Source organism: Candidatus Poriferisocius sp. (assembly GCF_965214065.1).
Classification (GTDB): domain Bacteria; phylum Actinomycetota; class Acidimicrobiia; order Acidimicrobiales; family Bin134; genus Poriferisocius.
The window spans coordinates 755,489-771,230 of record NZ_CBDCAT010000027.1; the positions used below are offsets into that span (position 1 = coordinate 755,489).

Annotated in this window: 15 protein-coding genes; 3 read left to right on the forward strand and 12 right to left on the reverse strand. The window is 64.2% G+C overall.

Annotated elements, in window-relative coordinates; genetic code table 11:
- Position 1: 1 nt before the first annotated feature.
- Together ACOOGG_RS10020 and ACOOGG_RS10025 are read right to left on the reverse strand one after the other, a co-directional pair.
- On the reverse strand, positions 2-619 hold the full coding sequence (locus ACOOGG_RS10020) for a HEAT repeat domain-containing protein (RefSeq protein ID WP_420434792.1): 618 nt from the start codon (positions 617-619) through the stop codon (positions 2-4).
- Complete coding sequence (locus tag ACOOGG_RS10025) at positions 616-786, reverse strand: hypothetical protein (protein ID WP_420434794.1); 171 nt, start codon at positions 784-786, stop codon at positions 616-618. Before ACOOGG_RS10025 ends, ACOOGG_RS10020 begins: the two co-directional genes overlap by 4 nt.
- 237 nt (positions 787-1,023) lie before the next feature.
- Here ACOOGG_RS10025 and ACOOGG_RS10030 point away from each other — a divergent pair, with 237 nt between their 5' ends.
- From ACOOGG_RS10030 to ACOOGG_RS10040, 3 genes are read left to right on the forward strand one after another with little or no spacing between them, the layout of a single operon-like run.
- Complete coding sequence (locus ACOOGG_RS10030) at positions 1,024-2,025, forward strand: PDZ domain-containing protein (RefSeq protein ID WP_420434796.1); 1,002 nt, start codon at positions 1,024-1,026, stop codon at positions 2,023-2,025.
- A gap of 18 nt (positions 2,026-2,043) precedes the next feature.
- Positions 2,044-3,075: a hypothetical protein gene (locus tag ACOOGG_RS10035; RefSeq protein WP_420434798.1), complete on the forward strand. Its 1,032-nt coding sequence runs from the start codon at positions 2,044-2,046 to the stop codon at positions 3,073-3,075.
- 30 nt (positions 3,076-3,105) lie between these two features.
- Positions 3,106-6,063: a UPF0182 family protein gene (locus tag ACOOGG_RS10040; RefSeq protein WP_420434800.1), complete on the forward strand. Its 2,958-nt coding sequence runs from the start codon at positions 3,106-3,108 to the stop codon at positions 6,061-6,063.
- A gap of 49 nt (positions 6,064-6,112) precedes the next feature.
- Here the strand turns inward: ACOOGG_RS10040 and ACOOGG_RS10045 are convergent, their stop codons facing one another.
- From ACOOGG_RS10045 to ACOOGG_RS10090, 10 genes are all read right to left on the reverse strand, one after another.
- Positions 6,113-6,583, reverse strand: coding sequence for a 2,4'-dihydroxyacetophenone dioxygenase family protein (locus ACOOGG_RS10045; protein WP_420434802.1), 471 nt, complete (start codon positions 6,581-6,583; stop codon positions 6,113-6,115).
- 47 nt (positions 6,584-6,630) lie between these two features.
- Positions 6,631-7,329: a hypothetical protein gene (locus tag ACOOGG_RS10050; protein ID WP_420434804.1), complete on the reverse strand. Its 699-nt coding sequence runs from the start codon at positions 7,327-7,329 to the stop codon at positions 6,631-6,633.
- Between the two features lie 65 nt (positions 7,330-7,394).
- On the reverse strand, positions 7,395-8,339 hold the full coding sequence (locus ACOOGG_RS10055; RefSeq protein ID WP_420434806.1) for an ABC transporter ATP-binding protein: 945 nt from the start codon (positions 8,337-8,339) through the stop codon (positions 7,395-7,397).
- Positions 8,336-9,211, reverse strand: coding sequence for an ABC transporter permease subunit (locus ACOOGG_RS10060; RefSeq protein ID WP_420434808.1), 876 nt, complete (start codon positions 9,209-9,211; stop codon positions 8,336-8,338). The genes ACOOGG_RS10055 and ACOOGG_RS10060 overlap by 4 nt, the downstream gene beginning before the upstream one ends.
- Complete coding sequence (locus ACOOGG_RS10065) at positions 9,208-10,113, reverse strand: ABC transporter ATP-binding protein (RefSeq protein WP_420434810.1); 906 nt, start codon at positions 10,111-10,113, stop codon at positions 9,208-9,210. The genes ACOOGG_RS10060 and ACOOGG_RS10065 overlap by 4 nt, the downstream gene beginning before the upstream one ends.
- An 11-nt stretch (positions 10,114-10,124) precedes the next feature.
- The gene (locus tag ACOOGG_RS10070; RefSeq protein ID WP_420434812.1) at positions 10,125-11,153 is read right to left on the reverse strand and encodes an ABC transporter ATP-binding protein; all 1,029 of its coding nucleotides are present in this window, start codon (positions 11,151-11,153) and stop codon (positions 10,125-10,127) included.
- A complete protein-coding gene (locus ACOOGG_RS10075; RefSeq protein WP_420434814.1) occupies positions 11,146-12,159 on the reverse strand; it encodes an ABC transporter ATP-binding protein in 1,014 nt (337 codons plus the stop codon). Before ACOOGG_RS10075 ends, ACOOGG_RS10070 begins: the two co-directional genes overlap by 8 nt.
- Complete coding sequence (locus tag ACOOGG_RS10080; protein ID WP_420434816.1) at positions 12,156-13,058, reverse strand: ABC transporter permease; 903 nt, start codon at positions 13,056-13,058, stop codon at positions 12,156-12,158. Before ACOOGG_RS10080 ends, ACOOGG_RS10075 begins: the two co-directional genes overlap by 4 nt.
- On the reverse strand, positions 13,051-14,034 hold the full coding sequence (locus ACOOGG_RS10085; RefSeq protein ID WP_420434818.1) for an ABC transporter permease: 984 nt from the start codon (positions 14,032-14,034) through the stop codon (positions 13,051-13,053). Before ACOOGG_RS10085 ends, ACOOGG_RS10080 begins: the two co-directional genes overlap by 8 nt.
- Before the next feature lie 11 nt (positions 14,035-14,045).
- The gene (locus ACOOGG_RS10090) at positions 14,046-15,740 is read right to left on the reverse strand and encodes an ABC transporter family substrate-binding protein (RefSeq protein ID WP_420434820.1); all 1,695 of its coding nucleotides are present in this window, start codon (positions 15,738-15,740) and stop codon (positions 14,046-14,048) included.
- Between the last annotated feature and the right edge of the window lie 2 nt (positions 15,741-15,742).

The following is a 15,742-nucleotide window of genomic DNA, read 5'->3' on the forward strand; positions in this document are numbered from 1 at the left end:
TCTAGTCGGTACTGGTGAGCAGCTCGGCCGCGTCTCTGGTCTGCCAGTCTCTGTCTTTCGCAGCTCGCTGGAGAGCGGCCTCCACCTCGGGGCCGTCGAACGGGGCCAGAGCCAGCACCGCTCGTCGGCGCACAGCAACTCGGTCGGTGGTTGCACCCAGAATGGCTTCGAGCCCAGCAGGGTGGCCGATCGCTCCCAACGCGGCGACGGCCGCTTCCCGCACCAGGGGATTCGAGTGGCCGGTGGATAATTCCCCCAATCGAGTCACGGTGCCGAGTTCTTCAAAACCCCGCTCGCCACAGGCCCATGCGGCGGCCTCCGCTATGTCATCGGTAGGGTCGTCCAACAAAAGGCCAGGCGACACCTTTGGGCGGCCAACACTCAATAGCACAGCCCGCAGTCTCACTTCCGGCGACGGATCGCCGAGTGCGACTCGCAACTCTTCGTCGGCCAGCGCGCCCATCCGGTCTAGTGCCCCGATTGCCGATGCCCGCACTCGGGGATCATCGTCATTCTGGGCCGCCCTAGCCGTGGCCTCATCCCCGGCGTGCCCGGCGATCACCGCGTCGCGGCGTCGAATCCTGCGGGCGTGCTGATTGTCTTCTGGGAACCGGCTCACACCAGTGTTTCCAAGGCAATCGTGAGGCCGACGAAGAAGAGCCCCACCAACATGGTCAATCCTGCTCCCAGCAAGACGATCACAAAGAAAAGGCTGACACCGGCTCGTAAACGCTGCCACCACCGAAACCGCGCCCCTTCGCCGTACTCAGCTCGATAGGAGGCCAAGACGTCCCTCTCGGCCCTTGTCGCCCGCCAGTTTTCCCACCGGTGCTGCCACCGATCCTTTAGCGCTGCCCAAGTATCGTCAGAGAGGGAAACACGAATGCGCGACCAATCGACCACAGAGCCATCCAGGATAGTTCCAACCACGGAAGTCCGGGTGCCGCTGTGACCCGCTACGGCACTTCTTCTACGGAGTCAGGAGTAGTTACACCCAGAGAGGCGACTTGGTGGCGCCGCAACATGGTCTGGCTGGTCCCCGTGGCCGTGCTGGTGGCTGTTTTGGCGATCATCTCGGTGGTGTTCACCATCTGGCGCACCGATCAGGTGGCGGTCCGCCCTGGCTCAGTGGAACAGGTGCCCTCCCGGATCACCATTTCGGGGGCCGATGTCTATCCCCCAGAGAGCGAGATTGCCCTGGTGACCGTACTAGTCAGTCAGCGGCTGACCATTTGGCAGCGCATCGGCGCCGAGTTCGAGTCAGGGGTGGACATCGAGCCCGAGCGGACCTTCACCGGCGACGGCACCCGCAGAGAGCTGCGCCGGCTCAACGAGCTGCGGATGGAAACCTCCCAGCACACCGCCGTCGTGGTGGCGCTGGAGCACTTGGGCTTTGAGATCCCCCGCCTCGCCTCGGGGGTCATCGTGGCGGAGGCCATGGCCGGTGCTCCTGCCGCGGAAGTACTGGAGCGGGGCGATGTGATCGTGGGGATCGACGGCGTCACGGTAGGCGAGTTGAAGGATTTGGCTGAGGTTCTGGCTTCTCGGAGTGCCGGGCAGACGGTGGTCTTAGATGTGGAGAGGGCAGACGACGGTTCGGTGGGGTCGGTCCCACTGGAGCTGATCGCCTCCCCTGAAGATGCCAATCGAGCCTTGATCGGGGTTAGCGCGCGCGAGCGAACCGATGTCGGAGAGCTACCGGTTGAGGTCGTCATCGACAGCGGCGCAATCGGAGGGCCGTCCGCCGGGCTGGCCCTCACCATTGGGATCATCGACCTGTTGACCCCTGGCGAGCTGACCGGCGGGCTCAGGGTGGCGGCCACCGGCACGATCGCGTTCGACGGCTCAGTAGGGGCAATTGGAGAAGTTGACCAGAAAGCCATCGCAGCGAGCCGTGCCGGAGTAGATCTTCTGCTGGTTCCCACAACGAATCTGAGTGATGCCCTCGATCACGTCGGCGATGACATGCAGGTGGTAGGGGTGGCGTCACTGCAAGAGGCCTTGGACGCATTGGCCGAGGCATGACAGGACTACCATTTGAGGATGGCCGAACGTCTTGGCGGAGATACTCCCTTTGAGCGGGTAAATCCTGAAGAGGTGTCCAGTCAGACTTTCGCCGTTGCCCGCAAGGGCTTTGACCAGAAGCAAGTACAAGCGTATTTGGTTTCGCTGGGCAATCAGATCAAGGCAGGCCAGCAGCAGATCCGGGACTTGCGGGAACAAGTTGCCCAAATCGACGAGCGGCCCGAACCTGAGCCTGAATTCAGCACGCAGGGGGTCAAGCTGCTCGATGACGGGATGGGGGCTTCCCGTCGCCTAACGCAGATTGAGGCCAACGAAATAGCGGCTCGGGCCGGCCAGCTTGCCGAAAAGCTAGACAAATCTGTTGAGGCTCTGCGGTCACAGCAGGATCTCTCGGATGCCGGAGAGATAGTGGAGTTGTTGGAGCAGGCCGGTGAACAGGCTCAAGCGGTGGCCGGGCTGCTTCAAGATGCCCGAGAGCAGGCCCTGGCCGAGGTTGAGCATGGCCGAGTCCAAGGCCGAGAGATCGTAGAGCAGGCCAAGACACTTCGATTGACGGTGCTGCGGGACATGGCTCGCCGTCGCCAGACGGCTCGTGCCCAGGTTGAGCGGCTTCGAGCCGGACGCGACAAGCTGATGGCTACCCTTAGCGATGCTCGGCACTCCATCGAGCAGTCAATGGAGGCGGCCAAGCTATCGCTGGCGGAGGCCAAGGTGGTGGCTGATGCGGCCGCCCGCCGAGTGGAGGACGAAACCGAGCCCACCGACTTGGCCCTGCTGTCGGAGTTGGACGATGCCCAGGCGGTGGGAATGGTGCCTGACGCAATTGCAGGGAGCGACGATTCTGAAGAGGTCCGTGAGAGTGTGACGCTCCTCTCTCCTGTAGAGCGCGATCCGGTTGAGGCCGCGGCCGAACATCCTGTGTTGACCAATGTCGGCGACGGCAGCGAAGTGGATGCCATCTTCGCTCGACTGCGGTCCCAGAGCGGTCTACCGCAAGACGATCGCGAAACCGCGCCGGGCGCTGCGAAAACCCCCGTCGGCGACGAGTAGTCTGCTTCCGGTATGCGCGTCCCTAGAAGTGTGCCCAGATCGGGCCCACCAGCTCGCCCGCGGCTCTCGCGCAGATCCAAGATCATCGCCGGGCTCATCTTGGTGGTGCTGCTGGCCGCCATTCTGTCTTTGCGGGGAACGGCCCGCATGTGGACCGACTACCTGTGGTTCGACTCACTAGGCCACGGAGACGTCTGGACTGAGATCTTGGTCTACAAGATCATTCTGTCGGTCATCTTCATCGTCCTGTTCTTCTTGCTGATGTATTCCAACTTGGCGATAGCCGACCGCTTGGCTCCCTCCTCCCGTCCACCCGGACCGGAGGAGGACCTGCTCCGCCACTATCACGAAGCGGTTAGCAATCGCCGTCGGCTGGTGAGCTTGGTGATAGCCATCTTGTTCGCCCTCATCGTGGGCGGCGGCACCGGCGGGGAGTGGCAGAAGGCCATGTTGTTCTTCAACAGCGTGGACTTCGGTATCGACGACCCGCAGTTCAGCAAAGACATCGGCTTCTATGTCTTCAAGCTGCCGTTCATACAGTTCTTGGTCAGTTGGTTCTTCCGGGCCCTCATCATCGTGTCCGTCATAACCGCCATCGCCCACTATGTGAATGGCGGCATTCGGGTGCAGACCACCGGGCAGCGGGTCACTCCCCAGGTGAAGGTCCATCTGTCGGTTCTCTTGGCCCTGATCGCCCTCACCCGGGCCGTGGGATATTACTTCGATCGATTCGGCCTCAACTTCTCCACCCGGGGGCCAGTGGACGGGGCTTCATACACCGATGTCAACGCCCAGTTGCCGGCGCTCAACCTGCTGCTGCTGATCTCGGTGCTGTCGGCGGTTCTGCTGGTGATCAACATCTGGCAGCGGGGCTGGGTGCTGCCGGTGACCGCGGTGGGGCTGTGGATGATCGTGGCCATAGTCATGGGGGCGATCTACCCGGCCATCATCCAGCGATTCCAGGCTGAGCCGGAGGAGTCTCAGAAAGAAGCGGTCTACATCGAGCGCAACATCGGCGCTACCCGCTACGCCTTGGGCCTCGACGACGACGACGATCCCAAGAACGGCAGCGGGATAGTGACTGACCGGGAGTTCGATTTCGACACCGAGATCACCGATGAGGAGTTGGCCGGAAACCCCAGTGTGCTCAACATCCGGTTGCTGGACCCCGACATTGTGCCCAACGCCTTCCAGGTGGAGCAGTCTGAGCGCACCTTCTACACCTTCAGCGGAGAAGTCGACGTCGATCGTTACGAAATTGATGGCCAGACCACCGAGGTGGTGATCGGCGCCCGCAACCTCAACGTAGCCGACATCCCCCAGCAGTCCTGGGAGGGTCGCCACATCCAATACACCCACGGCTATGGCGTGGCAGTGGCCCCGGTGAATTCGGTTACCACCCAGGGGTCGCCCGACTTTGTGGTGGGAGACGTGCCGGTGGCAGACACTTCGAACTTCGAGTTTCGTCGGCCCCAGCTCTACATCGGGGAGAACCTCACCGGTTACGCCATCGTCGGGGCCTCGATTGATGAGGTGGACTACACCTCCGACAATGAGACTGTCACTTTCGCCTATGACGGCGAGGACGGCGTGGGCATCGGGAGCTTCTTCCGTCAAGCAGCGTTTGCCCTGCGCTTTGGCGATATCAATCCGCTGATCTCCGGTTTCGTGGAAAGCGATTCCCGGATCATCTTCAACCGGGATCTGCGCCTCCGAGTGCAGAACCTGGCCCCTTTCTTGGAGCTGGACGCCGATCCCTATCCGGTGGTCTCCGACGGGCGGGTGAAGTACATCGTGGATGCCTACACAACGAGCGACCGGTATCCCTACGGTCAGAGCCCTGATGTGAACGACCTCCCGTTGGGCAGCGGGCTGCGCAAGGAGTTCAACTATGTCCGCAACTCGGTGAAGGTGGTGGTTGACGCATTCGACGGCACCACCACCTTCTACGTGATCGATCCCGACGATCCCATTATCCGGGCCTGGCGGAAGATATTCCCCGGCCTGTTCGAGGACTTCGATCAGATGCCCGTCGACCTCCAAGAGCATCTGCGCTACCCGGAGGACTTGTTCCGGGTGCAGACAAGCATGTGGGCCCGCTACTTCATCGTTAATCCCGAGACCTTCTACGCCAATTCGGTGACCTGGGCCGTGGCCCAGGATCCGGGTACCCGCATCACCGCCCGAACGTTCGTTGATGAGCTGACCGAGGCTATAACCGCCGAAGAAACGGCTACTGCCGCCGCTACCCGTCAGCTCGAGCGGAGAATTCGGCCTTTCTACCAACTCCTCCAGCTCCCAGAAGAGGACGACCTGGATTTTGTAATCTTCCGACCGTTCGTGCCTATTTCCGGGGCAGGCGATGATGAGGACGAGCGCAAAGAGCTGACCGCCTTTATGGCGGCTAAGAGCGACATCGATGAGTACGGACAACTGGTGGTCTACAGGGTGCCGGGCACCAGCATCCCCGGTCCGAGCATCGTCGACGCCAAGATCCAGGCCGATACTGCAATCGCCGAAGAGTTCACCCTGCTGAACCAGCAAGGATCTACCGTGCTCCAAGGGAACCTGCTGATGATTCCGGTGGGCGACTCGCTGCTGTTCGTGCGCCCGGTTTATGTGCAGGCCACCGGCGACACCGAGCTGCCTCAAGTGAAGCGGGTGATCGCCGGTGTCGGCAACGACGACGACTTCAGACTTGTTATCCGCCCGACCCTGGACGAGGCCTTGACCGCCCTGTCCGATCCCGACGGGCTTTCGGGGCTCCCCGGCCAGCCATCGGTGCCGGAAACAGACGGCGCTGAGCCTGCTCCCGCTCCTGCGCCGTCGGTAACCGACGGTGAGCCCATTGACGAGGACACCCGTCGGGCTTTGAGCGAGCTCATCTCAGAGCTCCAGACCACACAGGACTCCCTTGACGAGGACCGCCGCCGGCTAGACGGCCTCATCGAGGAACTGGAGTCCCTCCTCGACTCATCCGACGGATAACCCCGCGCTCAGTCGAGCATTGCGACTGATACGACGGCTAACCCCGCGCTCAGTCGAGCAGGATGTTGCTCGGCCGGGGAGTGCCTTGGGCTTCGAGCATGTGGTAGTAGCCCATCAACACGGTTTGGCCGTCGGTGATGCTCTCGATGTTGCCCTCGGCGTCCATGTTCAAGTTGGCCCCCCAGATGGCGAAGAACACCTCGGTGGTCTCGGTGTTTTCCTCAGGGGTATACAGCGTGTGTATGGAGCCGGCCGGCTCATAGAGGAACGACCCGGCCCGGTTCAGAAAATCGCTCTCCTTGTATCCCCAGGCCCCGGCACTGGTGTAGGCGAACACCTGGCCGGTGTGCTTGTGGGTCTGCACCGAGTAACCCGGCGGGAACTGGTTCTTGATGACCCACAGCCCCTCGCTCTCTTTGATCTGAAGCACCTTGAGCCCGATCCCGTCTTCACCATTGGCCCAAGGCAGGTCGTCCTCTCCAATGTGCTGAGCAGTAGGGGCAACCATCACGTCAACCATGCGCCAATCTTACGCCCCCGGTTTGGTGATTAGCCCCTAGTGGCGGATCAGTCGATCTCGGTGCGGGTTAGGCGCCAGGAGGTGTATGCCAGTCCGGCTAGGCCTAGGGCGAGCGGCACTATGTAGGAGGCCAGGGTGGAGCGGTCGGCTAGGCGCATTTCCACGCCGGTGGCGTCCGACAGGATGCTCATGGGGTAGCTGCGCACTGACAGGCGGGCGAACCAGTCGCCCAGCCGGGATATCAGCAGCTCCCAGATGGCGATGTAGCCCAGGCCGACCAGCAGGGACCGCTTGAAGCGCAGGCCCAGGGCCATGAAGATTCCCGAGTAGGCGAACACCGCCAGAGCGGTGGCCACTGCGGTGGCCGCTAGCAAGTCGCCGACACCAGTGATGATCGCAGCCACGGTCATCACCGCTACCACCATGGGGCCCACGAGGCTCAGCACCGCTGCGAAGGCCGCGGTGGCAATGGAGTGGCGGGGAACGGGGCGAAGCCACAGATACACCAGGGTGCGGTCTTCCACCAGGTTGCCCAGGGCGGCCGAACCCAGGGCCAAGGCGATGAACGGGGCGAAGATGTTGGTTCCGAAGGTGCCCATGCTGCGGGTGGCGAACTCCACTGGGTCGTCGGCGGCACGGGCGACGAAGGCCAACAAGATGGCCACCCCGCTCAGCCCGGCGAAAGCCAGCAGCCGGCCGGTGCTGATCTGGCTGCGGACCACGATCCGGTAAATGTGCGTGTTCACTGGGTCTCCAGATGCGTTATCACTGTGTCTCCAGATGCGTTATCACTGGGTCTCCAGATGCGTTATCACTGGCCCACCAGGTAACGGAAGACGCTCTCCAAGTCGTCGTCGAGCGGTCGCAGCTCCAGCAGCGAGGCATCCCGGTCGCGGGCCACCGGGGCCACCGCCCGGCGGAAGGCCGCTGGTTCGGTGGTGTCCACCACCACCGAATCGGGTCCCTCCAGGCGGCAGCCGGAGATCACCCCGCTCTCCAACAGCGCGGTGGCCAGCACCCTGGGCTGGTCGGTGCGGATGCTTATGCGCAGCGGGCGGTCGTCCATGAGGTTGCGGATCTCCCGGAAATCGCCCTCGGCGGCCAGCCGTCCCTGGGCGATCACCAGCACCCGAGAGCCGAATCGCTCCACCTCGTCGAGCACATGGCTGGACACGATCACGCACTTGCCTTCGGTGCCCAGACGGTGGAAAAGGTCGATCATCTCCCGCCGCTGTCGGGGATCGAGCCCGGTGAGGGGCTCGTCCAAGGCGATCACCGGCGGATCGTGGACGATGGCCTGGGCCAGCTTGATGCGCTGGCGCATGCCCTTGGAGTAGGTGGACAGCCTTCGCGGGTCGTCGGGATCGAGCTCCACCGTGGCGATTGCCCGGCGGGCGGCTTCGGCTGGATCGTCGACTCTGTGCAGCTGGGCGGCCAACTCCACGAACTCCCGGCCGTTCAGATAGTCGAGCAGCGACTCCTGCTGGGGAGCCATGCCGATGCGGCCCAGCACGGACACGTCGGCCCGGGGGTTCTTGCCCAGCACGGTGAGCGTCCCATTGGACGGGCGGGCCAAGCCGCACATCATCCGCAATAGAGTGGATTTGCCCGCGCCGTTGGGCCCGAGCAGTGCGGTGACGCCGACTCCGATGCTGAAGCTCACGTCGGAAACGGCCACCAAGTCGCCGAACCATTTGGACAAGCCGATGGCCTGTACCATTGGCGGAGGGCCTGCCTGTGTTTGGACCTGGGTCATCCGGAAATCTCAATTCGCTGGTAGCGCCAGCGGGCGAAGGCGCCAAAGGCGGCGATGAGCCCGACCAGTGCGGCGAATATCGCCCATGTGTCAACTTGGTCGATGGGAGGTCCGTCGCCGTCGCCAGCCTCGCCGAAAATGCGGTAGACGGCCTCGAAGGGAAGGGCGATCAAGTTGAAGAGGGCAAACGAGTCGCCCACTTCAGCCCCCCCGGCAAGACCGTCGCCCACCGCGGAGCTGGCCAGCAAACCGACGAAAATGCCCACGCTGGCCAGCGAGCGCCGGGCGGTGAGGCTGGACAGCGCCAGCGACAGTGCCGTCCAAAAGGCGGACAGAGCAGCTCCCGACGCCAAAATTCGCCCCAGTTCGGTCAGCCAGCCGGTCACACCAGAAGGCCCCGCGTCGGCCAAGGTGTAGGCGATGAGCATCAACAGCGGAGGCCCCAAGGTCATGGTGCCCAGCACGGCGGCGATGGCGGCGGCCTTGGCCAACAGATAGGTGTCTCGGCTCAGCGGCGAGGCCAGATACAGCCCCAGCATTCCGCTGCGGCGGTCGGTACACACCGCTTCAGGGGCGATGAATGCAGTGAACAAGAAGAGTGCCCCGGTGATGAACCCGTAGTAGTCGGCATTGGATGCCAGCCCGAGGTCTTCTCCGTTGGGCAAAAAGGCGGCGATTCCGATGAACACGATGGCGGGCACGAACGCGATGAACAGGGTGATTGCGGGGAGGACTTTCTGCCAATTGGACCTCTTCAATCCCAGCACCCGCTGCGCGGTGTGGTAGCTCAAGTTCGCCATGGCGTGTCTTGTGCGGTGGCGAGGGCCGTCGTAGGACAGGTATCCCCGGTCGTGGATGCGGGCCTCGGTCATTGGGAGGCCTCGATGAACACGTCTTCGAGGGAGGTGCGGCGGGGCTCCAGCCGGCGCAGCCCCAGGTTTAGATCGGCCACGACATCTCGAATCAGGTCGGTAGCGTCGTCGGTGCCGGTCACGGTGAGGATGTGCCCTTCGACGACAGCCGCGGCGCCTCGGGCCACCAGTGCTTCAGCCAGGGGTTGGGGGTCTGAGTCCAACTCCACTTTGACCCCGGCGGCGGTGGATCCCAAGTCTCGAAGATCCCCGCTGTGGCCCACTGTGCCGTTGGCCAAGATCACCACCGAGTCGCACACCCGCTCCACTTCCTCGAGCAGATGCGAAGACAGCAAGATGTCGATGCCGAACTCGCTGCCCACCCGTCGGATGAGGGCCAACATGTCGTCGCGCTGCACCGGGTCGAGGCCGTCGGTGGGCTCATCCAGCAGCAGGAGGTCGGGATCGTGGGCAATGGCCTGGGCCATCTTCACCCGCTGGCGCTGACCGGTGGACATGGTGCCGATGGGGCGGAACCGCTCTTCGCCCAGGCCCACCTGCCACAGAGCGTTGCTGGCCCTCTCGGTGGCGGCCCGGCGGGGCAGGCCGTGGAGCTGGGCAATATGGCGCACCAGGTCGGCGGCCTGCACGTCTCCCGGCAGGTCATGGTGCTCGGGGGCATAGCCCAGCTTGGCCCGCAGCTCAGGGCCGCTCCGGTCGGGGTCTACCCCCAGCACGTTGAGTTCGCCACCCTGGCGGGGGCGCAGTCCCAGGATCAGGCCCATGAAGGTGCTCTTGCCGGCGCCGTTGGGCCCCAGCAGCCCGGTGATGCCCTTCCCGACCTCGCAGTTCAGGCCCTGGAGCACGTGGTTCGATCCGTAGCTCTTCTGGACTCCGCGAGCGGAGATTACGGTGTCGGGCACTGGTCGAAATTCTACCCCTGCTCTGGCCCCATCAGGTCGTCGGGGGTGGGGAAGTGGCAGGCGACCGGGTGTCCGATCCCCAGGTCGAGCAGCTCGGGGTCGTATTCGGCGCAAATCGACTGGGCCTTCCAGCATCGGGTGCGAAAGCGGCAACCCGAAGGGGGTGAGGCCGGGTTTGGCGCGTCGCCTTCGAGCACGATGCGCCGGCGCCTCTTCTCAAGCTTGGGATCGGGGATCGGAACGGCCGAGAGCAGAGCCTGGGTGTAGGGATGCGCTGGGGTTTCGTACACCTCCGGTCCGGTGCCCGTCTCCACGATCCGCCCCAGGTACATGACCGCCACCCGGTCGGAGATGTGGCGGACCACCGACAGGTCGTGGGCCACGAACAGGTAGGTGAGTCCTAGTTGGCGCTGGAGGTCTTCCAGCAGGTTCAGAACCCCGGCCTGGACGGACACATCGAGGGCCGACACCGGCTCGTCCAAGATGAGCAGGTCGGGCTCAAGGGCCAGGGCCCGGGCTATGCCGATGCGCTGGCGCTGGCCCCCGGAGAACTCATGGGGGTAGCGGTTGGTGTGTTCGGGGTTCAGGCCGACCAGCTCCAACAGCTCGCTCACCCGGGCCCCGATGTCGCCGCCTTTGCGGTGGATTCTCAGTGGTTCGGCGATGATCGACGACGCCGTCATGCGGGGGTCGAGCGAGGCCATCGGGTCTTGGAACACGATCTGCATGTTTCCCCGCATGGCCTGAAGCTGGCGGCGGCTCATCGCTGCTAGGTCTTTGCCCTTGAACCGAGCCGAGCCCGATGTGGGTTCCATTAGGCGGAGGATGCAGCGGGCGATGGTGGACTTGCCGGATCCGGATTCGCCCACCAGGCCGAGGGTCTCGCCTTGGTTGATGTGCAGGGATGCCCCGCTCACGGCTTGGACGGTGCCCACGGTGCGCCGAATGACTCCCCTGGACCGTATGGGGAATGTCTTGACCAGATCGGTCACCTCGATCAACGGGGTGCCGTCGCCCGGCGGACCGGCGAGGCTAGACATCTTCGGCCTCGCCGATCTGGTCTTCGGCGTGGTGGCAGGCGGAATGCTGGTTGCCAATGGGGCGTAACTCGGGAATCTCTTGGGAGCAGAGTGGGGTGGCTAGCGGGCAGCGGGGGGCGAAGGCGCAGCCCGGAGGTGGGGCCAGCATGGAGGGCGGAGTCCCGTCGATGGGCGAAAGGCGGGTTCCCTTGGGGTCATCGAGGCGAGGGATCGATCCGAGCAGCCCGGCGGTGTAGGGGTGACTGGGGCGCTCGAACACGTCTTCGGCCATTCCGGTCTCGCCCGCCCGGCCGGCATACATAACCAAGATCCGATGGGCGATGCGGGCCACCACGCCGAGGTCGTGGGTGATGATGACCAGCGCCGAGCCGGTGGCCTCGCGGGCTCGCTCCAACACATCGATCACCTGGGCCTGGATGGTCACATCGAGGGCGGTGGTGGGCTCATCGGCGATGAGCAGGTCGGGATCGTTGGCAATGGCCATGGCGATCACGGCCCGCTGGCGCATGCCGCCCGACAGCTCATGGGGGTAGGAATCCACCCGCTGGCCGGCGTTGGCAATGCCCACCAAGTCGAGCAGCTCAACTGCCTTGGACCGGGCCGAGCGGGAACTGGCCCGCCGGTGTATGCGAACTCCCTCGGCGATCTGGGCGCCGACCGACATCACCGGGTTCAGCGAGGTCATCGGGTCTTGGAACACCATTGAGATGGCCGATCCCCGCAGCTTTTCGAGCTCTTGTTCTTGCATGGCCAGCACATCGCGGCCCCGGTAGGCGATCGATCCCTTCACTTGGGCGGAGGGCGGCAAGAGGCCCATGGCGGCCATGACGCTGACCGATTTTCCCGAGCCTGACTCCCCGGCGATGGCCAGCACCTCGCCCTCGAAGATGTCCCAGCTCACGCCCCGCACTGCCTGCACGACGCCGTCGGGGGTGGGGAAGGCGACCTCCAAGTTGCGAACCGACAGCACCGGGGTCTGCGCTTGAGGATTGGCCGGGCCGGTCATCGACGCTGCTCCCGGCGGGGATCGAGGGCATCGCGCAGCCCGTCGCCCACGAAGTTCACACACAGCACCAGCACCACCAGCACCGCTCCGGGCAGATAGAACAGCCACCACCGGGTGCGGGCCGCGTCGCGGCCCTCGTCCACCAGCGATCCCAGCGACACCTCGGGGGGCTGTATGCCGAAGCCCAAGAACGCCAGCGCGGTCTCCAGCAGGATGGCGGTGGCCACCGTGAGGGTGGCGTACACGATGATCGAGCTCATGGCGTTGGGGATGAGGTGGCGGAAGATAATGCGGGCATTCGACGCTCCCAGGGCCTCGGCGGCCTCTATGTACTCCTTCTCCCGGATCGAGAACACCTCGCCCCGAACCACCCGGGCCAATGGCGCCCACAGGAACAAGCCGATGATCACCGCCACGAACATGAGGGAGCTGCCCCCGCTGGCCCGGGTGCGGGTGCCCAGCACCATCAGTACCGGCAGCAGGGGCAGGATCAACAAGAAGTCCACCACCAGCCCTAGCGCTCCGTCCACCCGGCCCCGGAACCATCCCTGAATGGCGCCTAGCACCGAGCCCAACAAGGTAGCGATGGCGGCCACCACCACGCTGACATGGACCGAGACCCGCAGCCCCCGCATGGACTGGGCGAACATGTCGTGGCCGATGGTGTCGGTGCCGAACCAGTGGTCGCCCGAGGGCCCCTGCGACAGATCGGGCGACAGGTCTTTGTAGCCCCAATCGGTGAGCGGTTCGGCGAGATAGCTGAACAGATAGGCCCCCACCAGCACGATGCCCGCAGCCACCGCCAGCCGGTGGGCGAGGAACCGTCGAAGCACCAGCCGCCACTGGGAGCGGGCTTCGGCTGGGGTGTCGGCGAGCAGGCCGACCGGTTGGTCAGCCATCGCGCACCCTCGGATCCAATAGGCCGTAGGTCAGATCGGTCAGCAGATTGACGATGATCACCGAGATGCCCACCGCCAGCAGCCACCCTTGGGTCACGGCCACGTCCCCGTTGAGCAGGGACTCCAGGAACAAGCGGCCCATGCCCTTCCAGTTGAACACCACCTCGGTTACCACCGTGCCCCCTATGAGGGTGCCGAACGTGAGCCCGGTGTAGCTCAGTACCGGGAGCAGGGCGTTGCGGAGCGCATGGTGGGTGATGATCCGGCGGCGGGGGACTCCCTTGGCCCGGGCGGTGCGGATGTAATCGCTTTCCAGCACGTCCAGCATGGCCGAGCGCTGGAAGCGGCTGGTGGCGGCCAACTGGATCAAGACGAGGGTGAGGGCGGGCAGGATTATGTGTCCGGCCCGGTCGGCCCATGTGCCCCAGAAGTCGGCATCGAGGCGGGGCGACTGCTCGCCGATGGTGAAGAAGATCCGCCGTCCCCACCAGTCGTTGAACCGGATGCCCAAGTCTTTGAGCACTGCCCCTAGCCAGAACACCGGCATGGCGAAGAACAGAAAGGCGAAGAAAGTGGAGATGTTGTCGAACGCCCCGTACTGGCGCACCGCGCTTACCGCCCCCACCGACACGCCGAAGATCACCGAGACCGCAGTGGCGGCTATGACCAGCCGCAAGGTGACCGGGATTGCCTCGCCCAACAAAGTGGTGACCGCCCGGCCGTTGTCGCTGGAAGATCCCATATCGCCGGTTAACAGCTCGCCCAGCCAACTTCCGTAGCGCTCGATGAGGGGCTTGTCGAGGCCCAGGCTGGCTTCGAGGCGCTGTACTTGCTCGGCGCCGCCGGGCTGGGAAAGCAGGGAGACCCGCTGCTCAGCGATGGGGTCGACGGTGGCTACCAGCAAGAAGGCCACCAGGGTGGCGAAGAATAAGACGACGATCGAGATCAGCAGTTTGCGTGTCGCGAACCCGAGCATTTGTAGACAAGCTAGTTAGCTATGGCCCATTCTTCGAGATTCCAGGTGAAGCTCTCGTTGGTGGGGTTGTCTTGGATGTTTTGGATTTTGTTGTTCCAGGCCAAGAAGAAGGGGAGTTGGTAGACGGGCATGTTGGGCAGCGTCTCCCACATGAGAGCGTCGGCTTGGTTCAACAGCTCGGCTTGGCGGTCGAGGTCGAGGGTGAAGGTGGCTTCGGTCAAAAGCTCGTCCACCCGGTCGTCGACGTAGGCCCCCAGGTTGGTCTCGCTTTCGATGCCGAACACCTGCGAGGCTGAGGCCGCGGGCAGAGGGCCTCCCACCCAGGCGAATATGGCCAAATCGAAGTCTCCCGGCGGACCCGGCGGATCATTGTTGGCGCCAAGGAGCGGTCCGAATATCTCGCCACCGGGCAAATTGTCGATGGTGATCGCGATACCGGCCTCGGCAAGCTGGTTCTGCACCAGTTCTTGAAACTGCTCCCGGCGGTTGTTGCCCCCGGTGGTGCGAATCCGCAGGCTCAGGCGCCGTCCGTCCTTGGCGTAGACATCGCCGTCTAGCTCCCAGCCCGCCTCTTCCAGCACGGCGCGGGCCGCGGCCGAGTCGCGAAGTTGGAACTCTGCCGGGGTGTGGTCTTCGTACTGGGCTTGGCCGTTCATGAAGATCCGGTTGCCCAGCGGCTGGGCTGATTCGGAAAACGGCCGCATCAGCGCGGTCACGATCAAATCCCGGTCGAGGGCCAGGGCGATGGCCCGACGGACCTCCAGTGGCACCGTGGTGGTGTTGAACGTGATTTGCTCCCAGGTGGGCCCGAAGGTGATGGAGGTTTCCACCCCGCCGATTCTGCCGACTTGTTCCACCAAGTCCACTTGGGGTTGCGGGTAGATCACGTCCACCTCGCCGTTCTCCAGCGCCAGCGGCAGGTTGCCCACGTCGCTGATGAACCGGAAGGTAACCTCGTCGATGTGCGGCCCGTCGCCGAACCACGCGGGGTTGGCCACCAGGGTCAGATCGCTTCCCGGGTTGTATTCGTCCACCACGTAGGGGCCGGCGCCTACACCCGGGTCGGTGCGGAAGCCCTCGCTCCAGTCGCGGCCCAGGTGGGCGGGCGGGAACGGGCCCGAGAAAAGCTGGATGTACTCCACGTAGGGCTGGCCCGCCGGCCAACTCAGCCGGACGGCTTTATCGTCGAGCACCTCCAACTCGGCGCTGTCGAAGCCAGCGGTGCTGGAGCAGTCGTCCCCGGCCTCGTTGCAGTTCTCGAAGAAGAACACCAGGTCGTCAGAGCTCACAGGGGTTCCATCGCTCCAAGTGGCGTCTTGTCGCAGTCGGTACTCCACCACCAGCGGATCCTCGGTGATGATGGTGGGAAGCGACTCGCAGAAGTACGGCTCGAATGAGAAATCAGGCCGGACCCGAACGCAGGTGGGCCACACTGTTCGGAGGATCTGACGGCCGGCCAAGAGCTGGTCGGCCGCGGTCAAGGTGTTGAAGTTGGTCAGCTCCTGCTCCAGCCCGATTACCACGCTGGTGTGATCATTGTCAGCGCTCGGGGCAGGGGCTTGGGTAGCCGTCGATGCCGCAGTGGGCTGGTCGGGTGCTGTGGAGAAAGAGTCGTCATCGTTGCCGCAGGCGGCGGATAGCAGCGCAAGTGCCAGCAGCACTGCTCCCCATCGGTTCCTGCTGGTTTTTCTTGCCGTTGTGCCCACAC

Excerpts from the sequence above, each read along its gene's own strand:
- ACOOGG_RS10030 (WP_420434796.1), top strand. The coding sequence starts at position 1,024 with ATGGTCTGGCTGGTCCCCGTGGCCGTGCTGGTGGCTGTTTTGGCGATC.
- ACOOGG_RS10035 (WP_420434798.1), top strand. The coding sequence starts at position 2,044 with ATGGCCGAACGTCTTGGCGGAGATACTCCCTTTGAGCGGGTAAATCCT.
- ACOOGG_RS10045 (WP_420434802.1), bottom strand. The coding sequence starts at position 6,583 with ATGGTTGACGTGATGGTTGCCCCTACTGCTCAGCACATTGGAGAGGAC.
- ACOOGG_RS10055 (WP_420434806.1), bottom strand. The coding sequence starts at position 8,339 with ATGACCCAGGTCCAAACACAGGCAGGCCCTCCGCCAATGGTACAGGCC.
- ACOOGG_RS10060 (WP_420434808.1), bottom strand. The coding sequence starts at position 9,211 with ATGACCGAGGCCCGCATCCACGACCGGGGATACCTGTCCTACGACGGC.
- ACOOGG_RS10070 (WP_420434812.1), bottom strand. The coding sequence starts at position 11,153 with ATGTCTAGCCTCGCCGGTCCGCCGGGCGACGGCACCCCGTTGATCGAG.
- ACOOGG_RS10075 (WP_420434814.1), bottom strand. The coding sequence starts at position 12,159 with ATGACCGGCCCGGCCAATCCTCAAGCGCAGACCCCGGTGCTGTCGGTT.
- ACOOGG_RS10080 (WP_420434816.1), bottom strand. The coding sequence starts at position 13,058 with ATGGCTGACCAACCGGTCGGCCTGCTCGCCGACACCCCAGCCGAAGCC.
- ACOOGG_RS10085 (WP_420434818.1), bottom strand. The coding sequence starts at position 14,034 with ATGCTCGGGTTCGCGACACGCAAACTGCTGATCTCGATCGTCGTCTTA.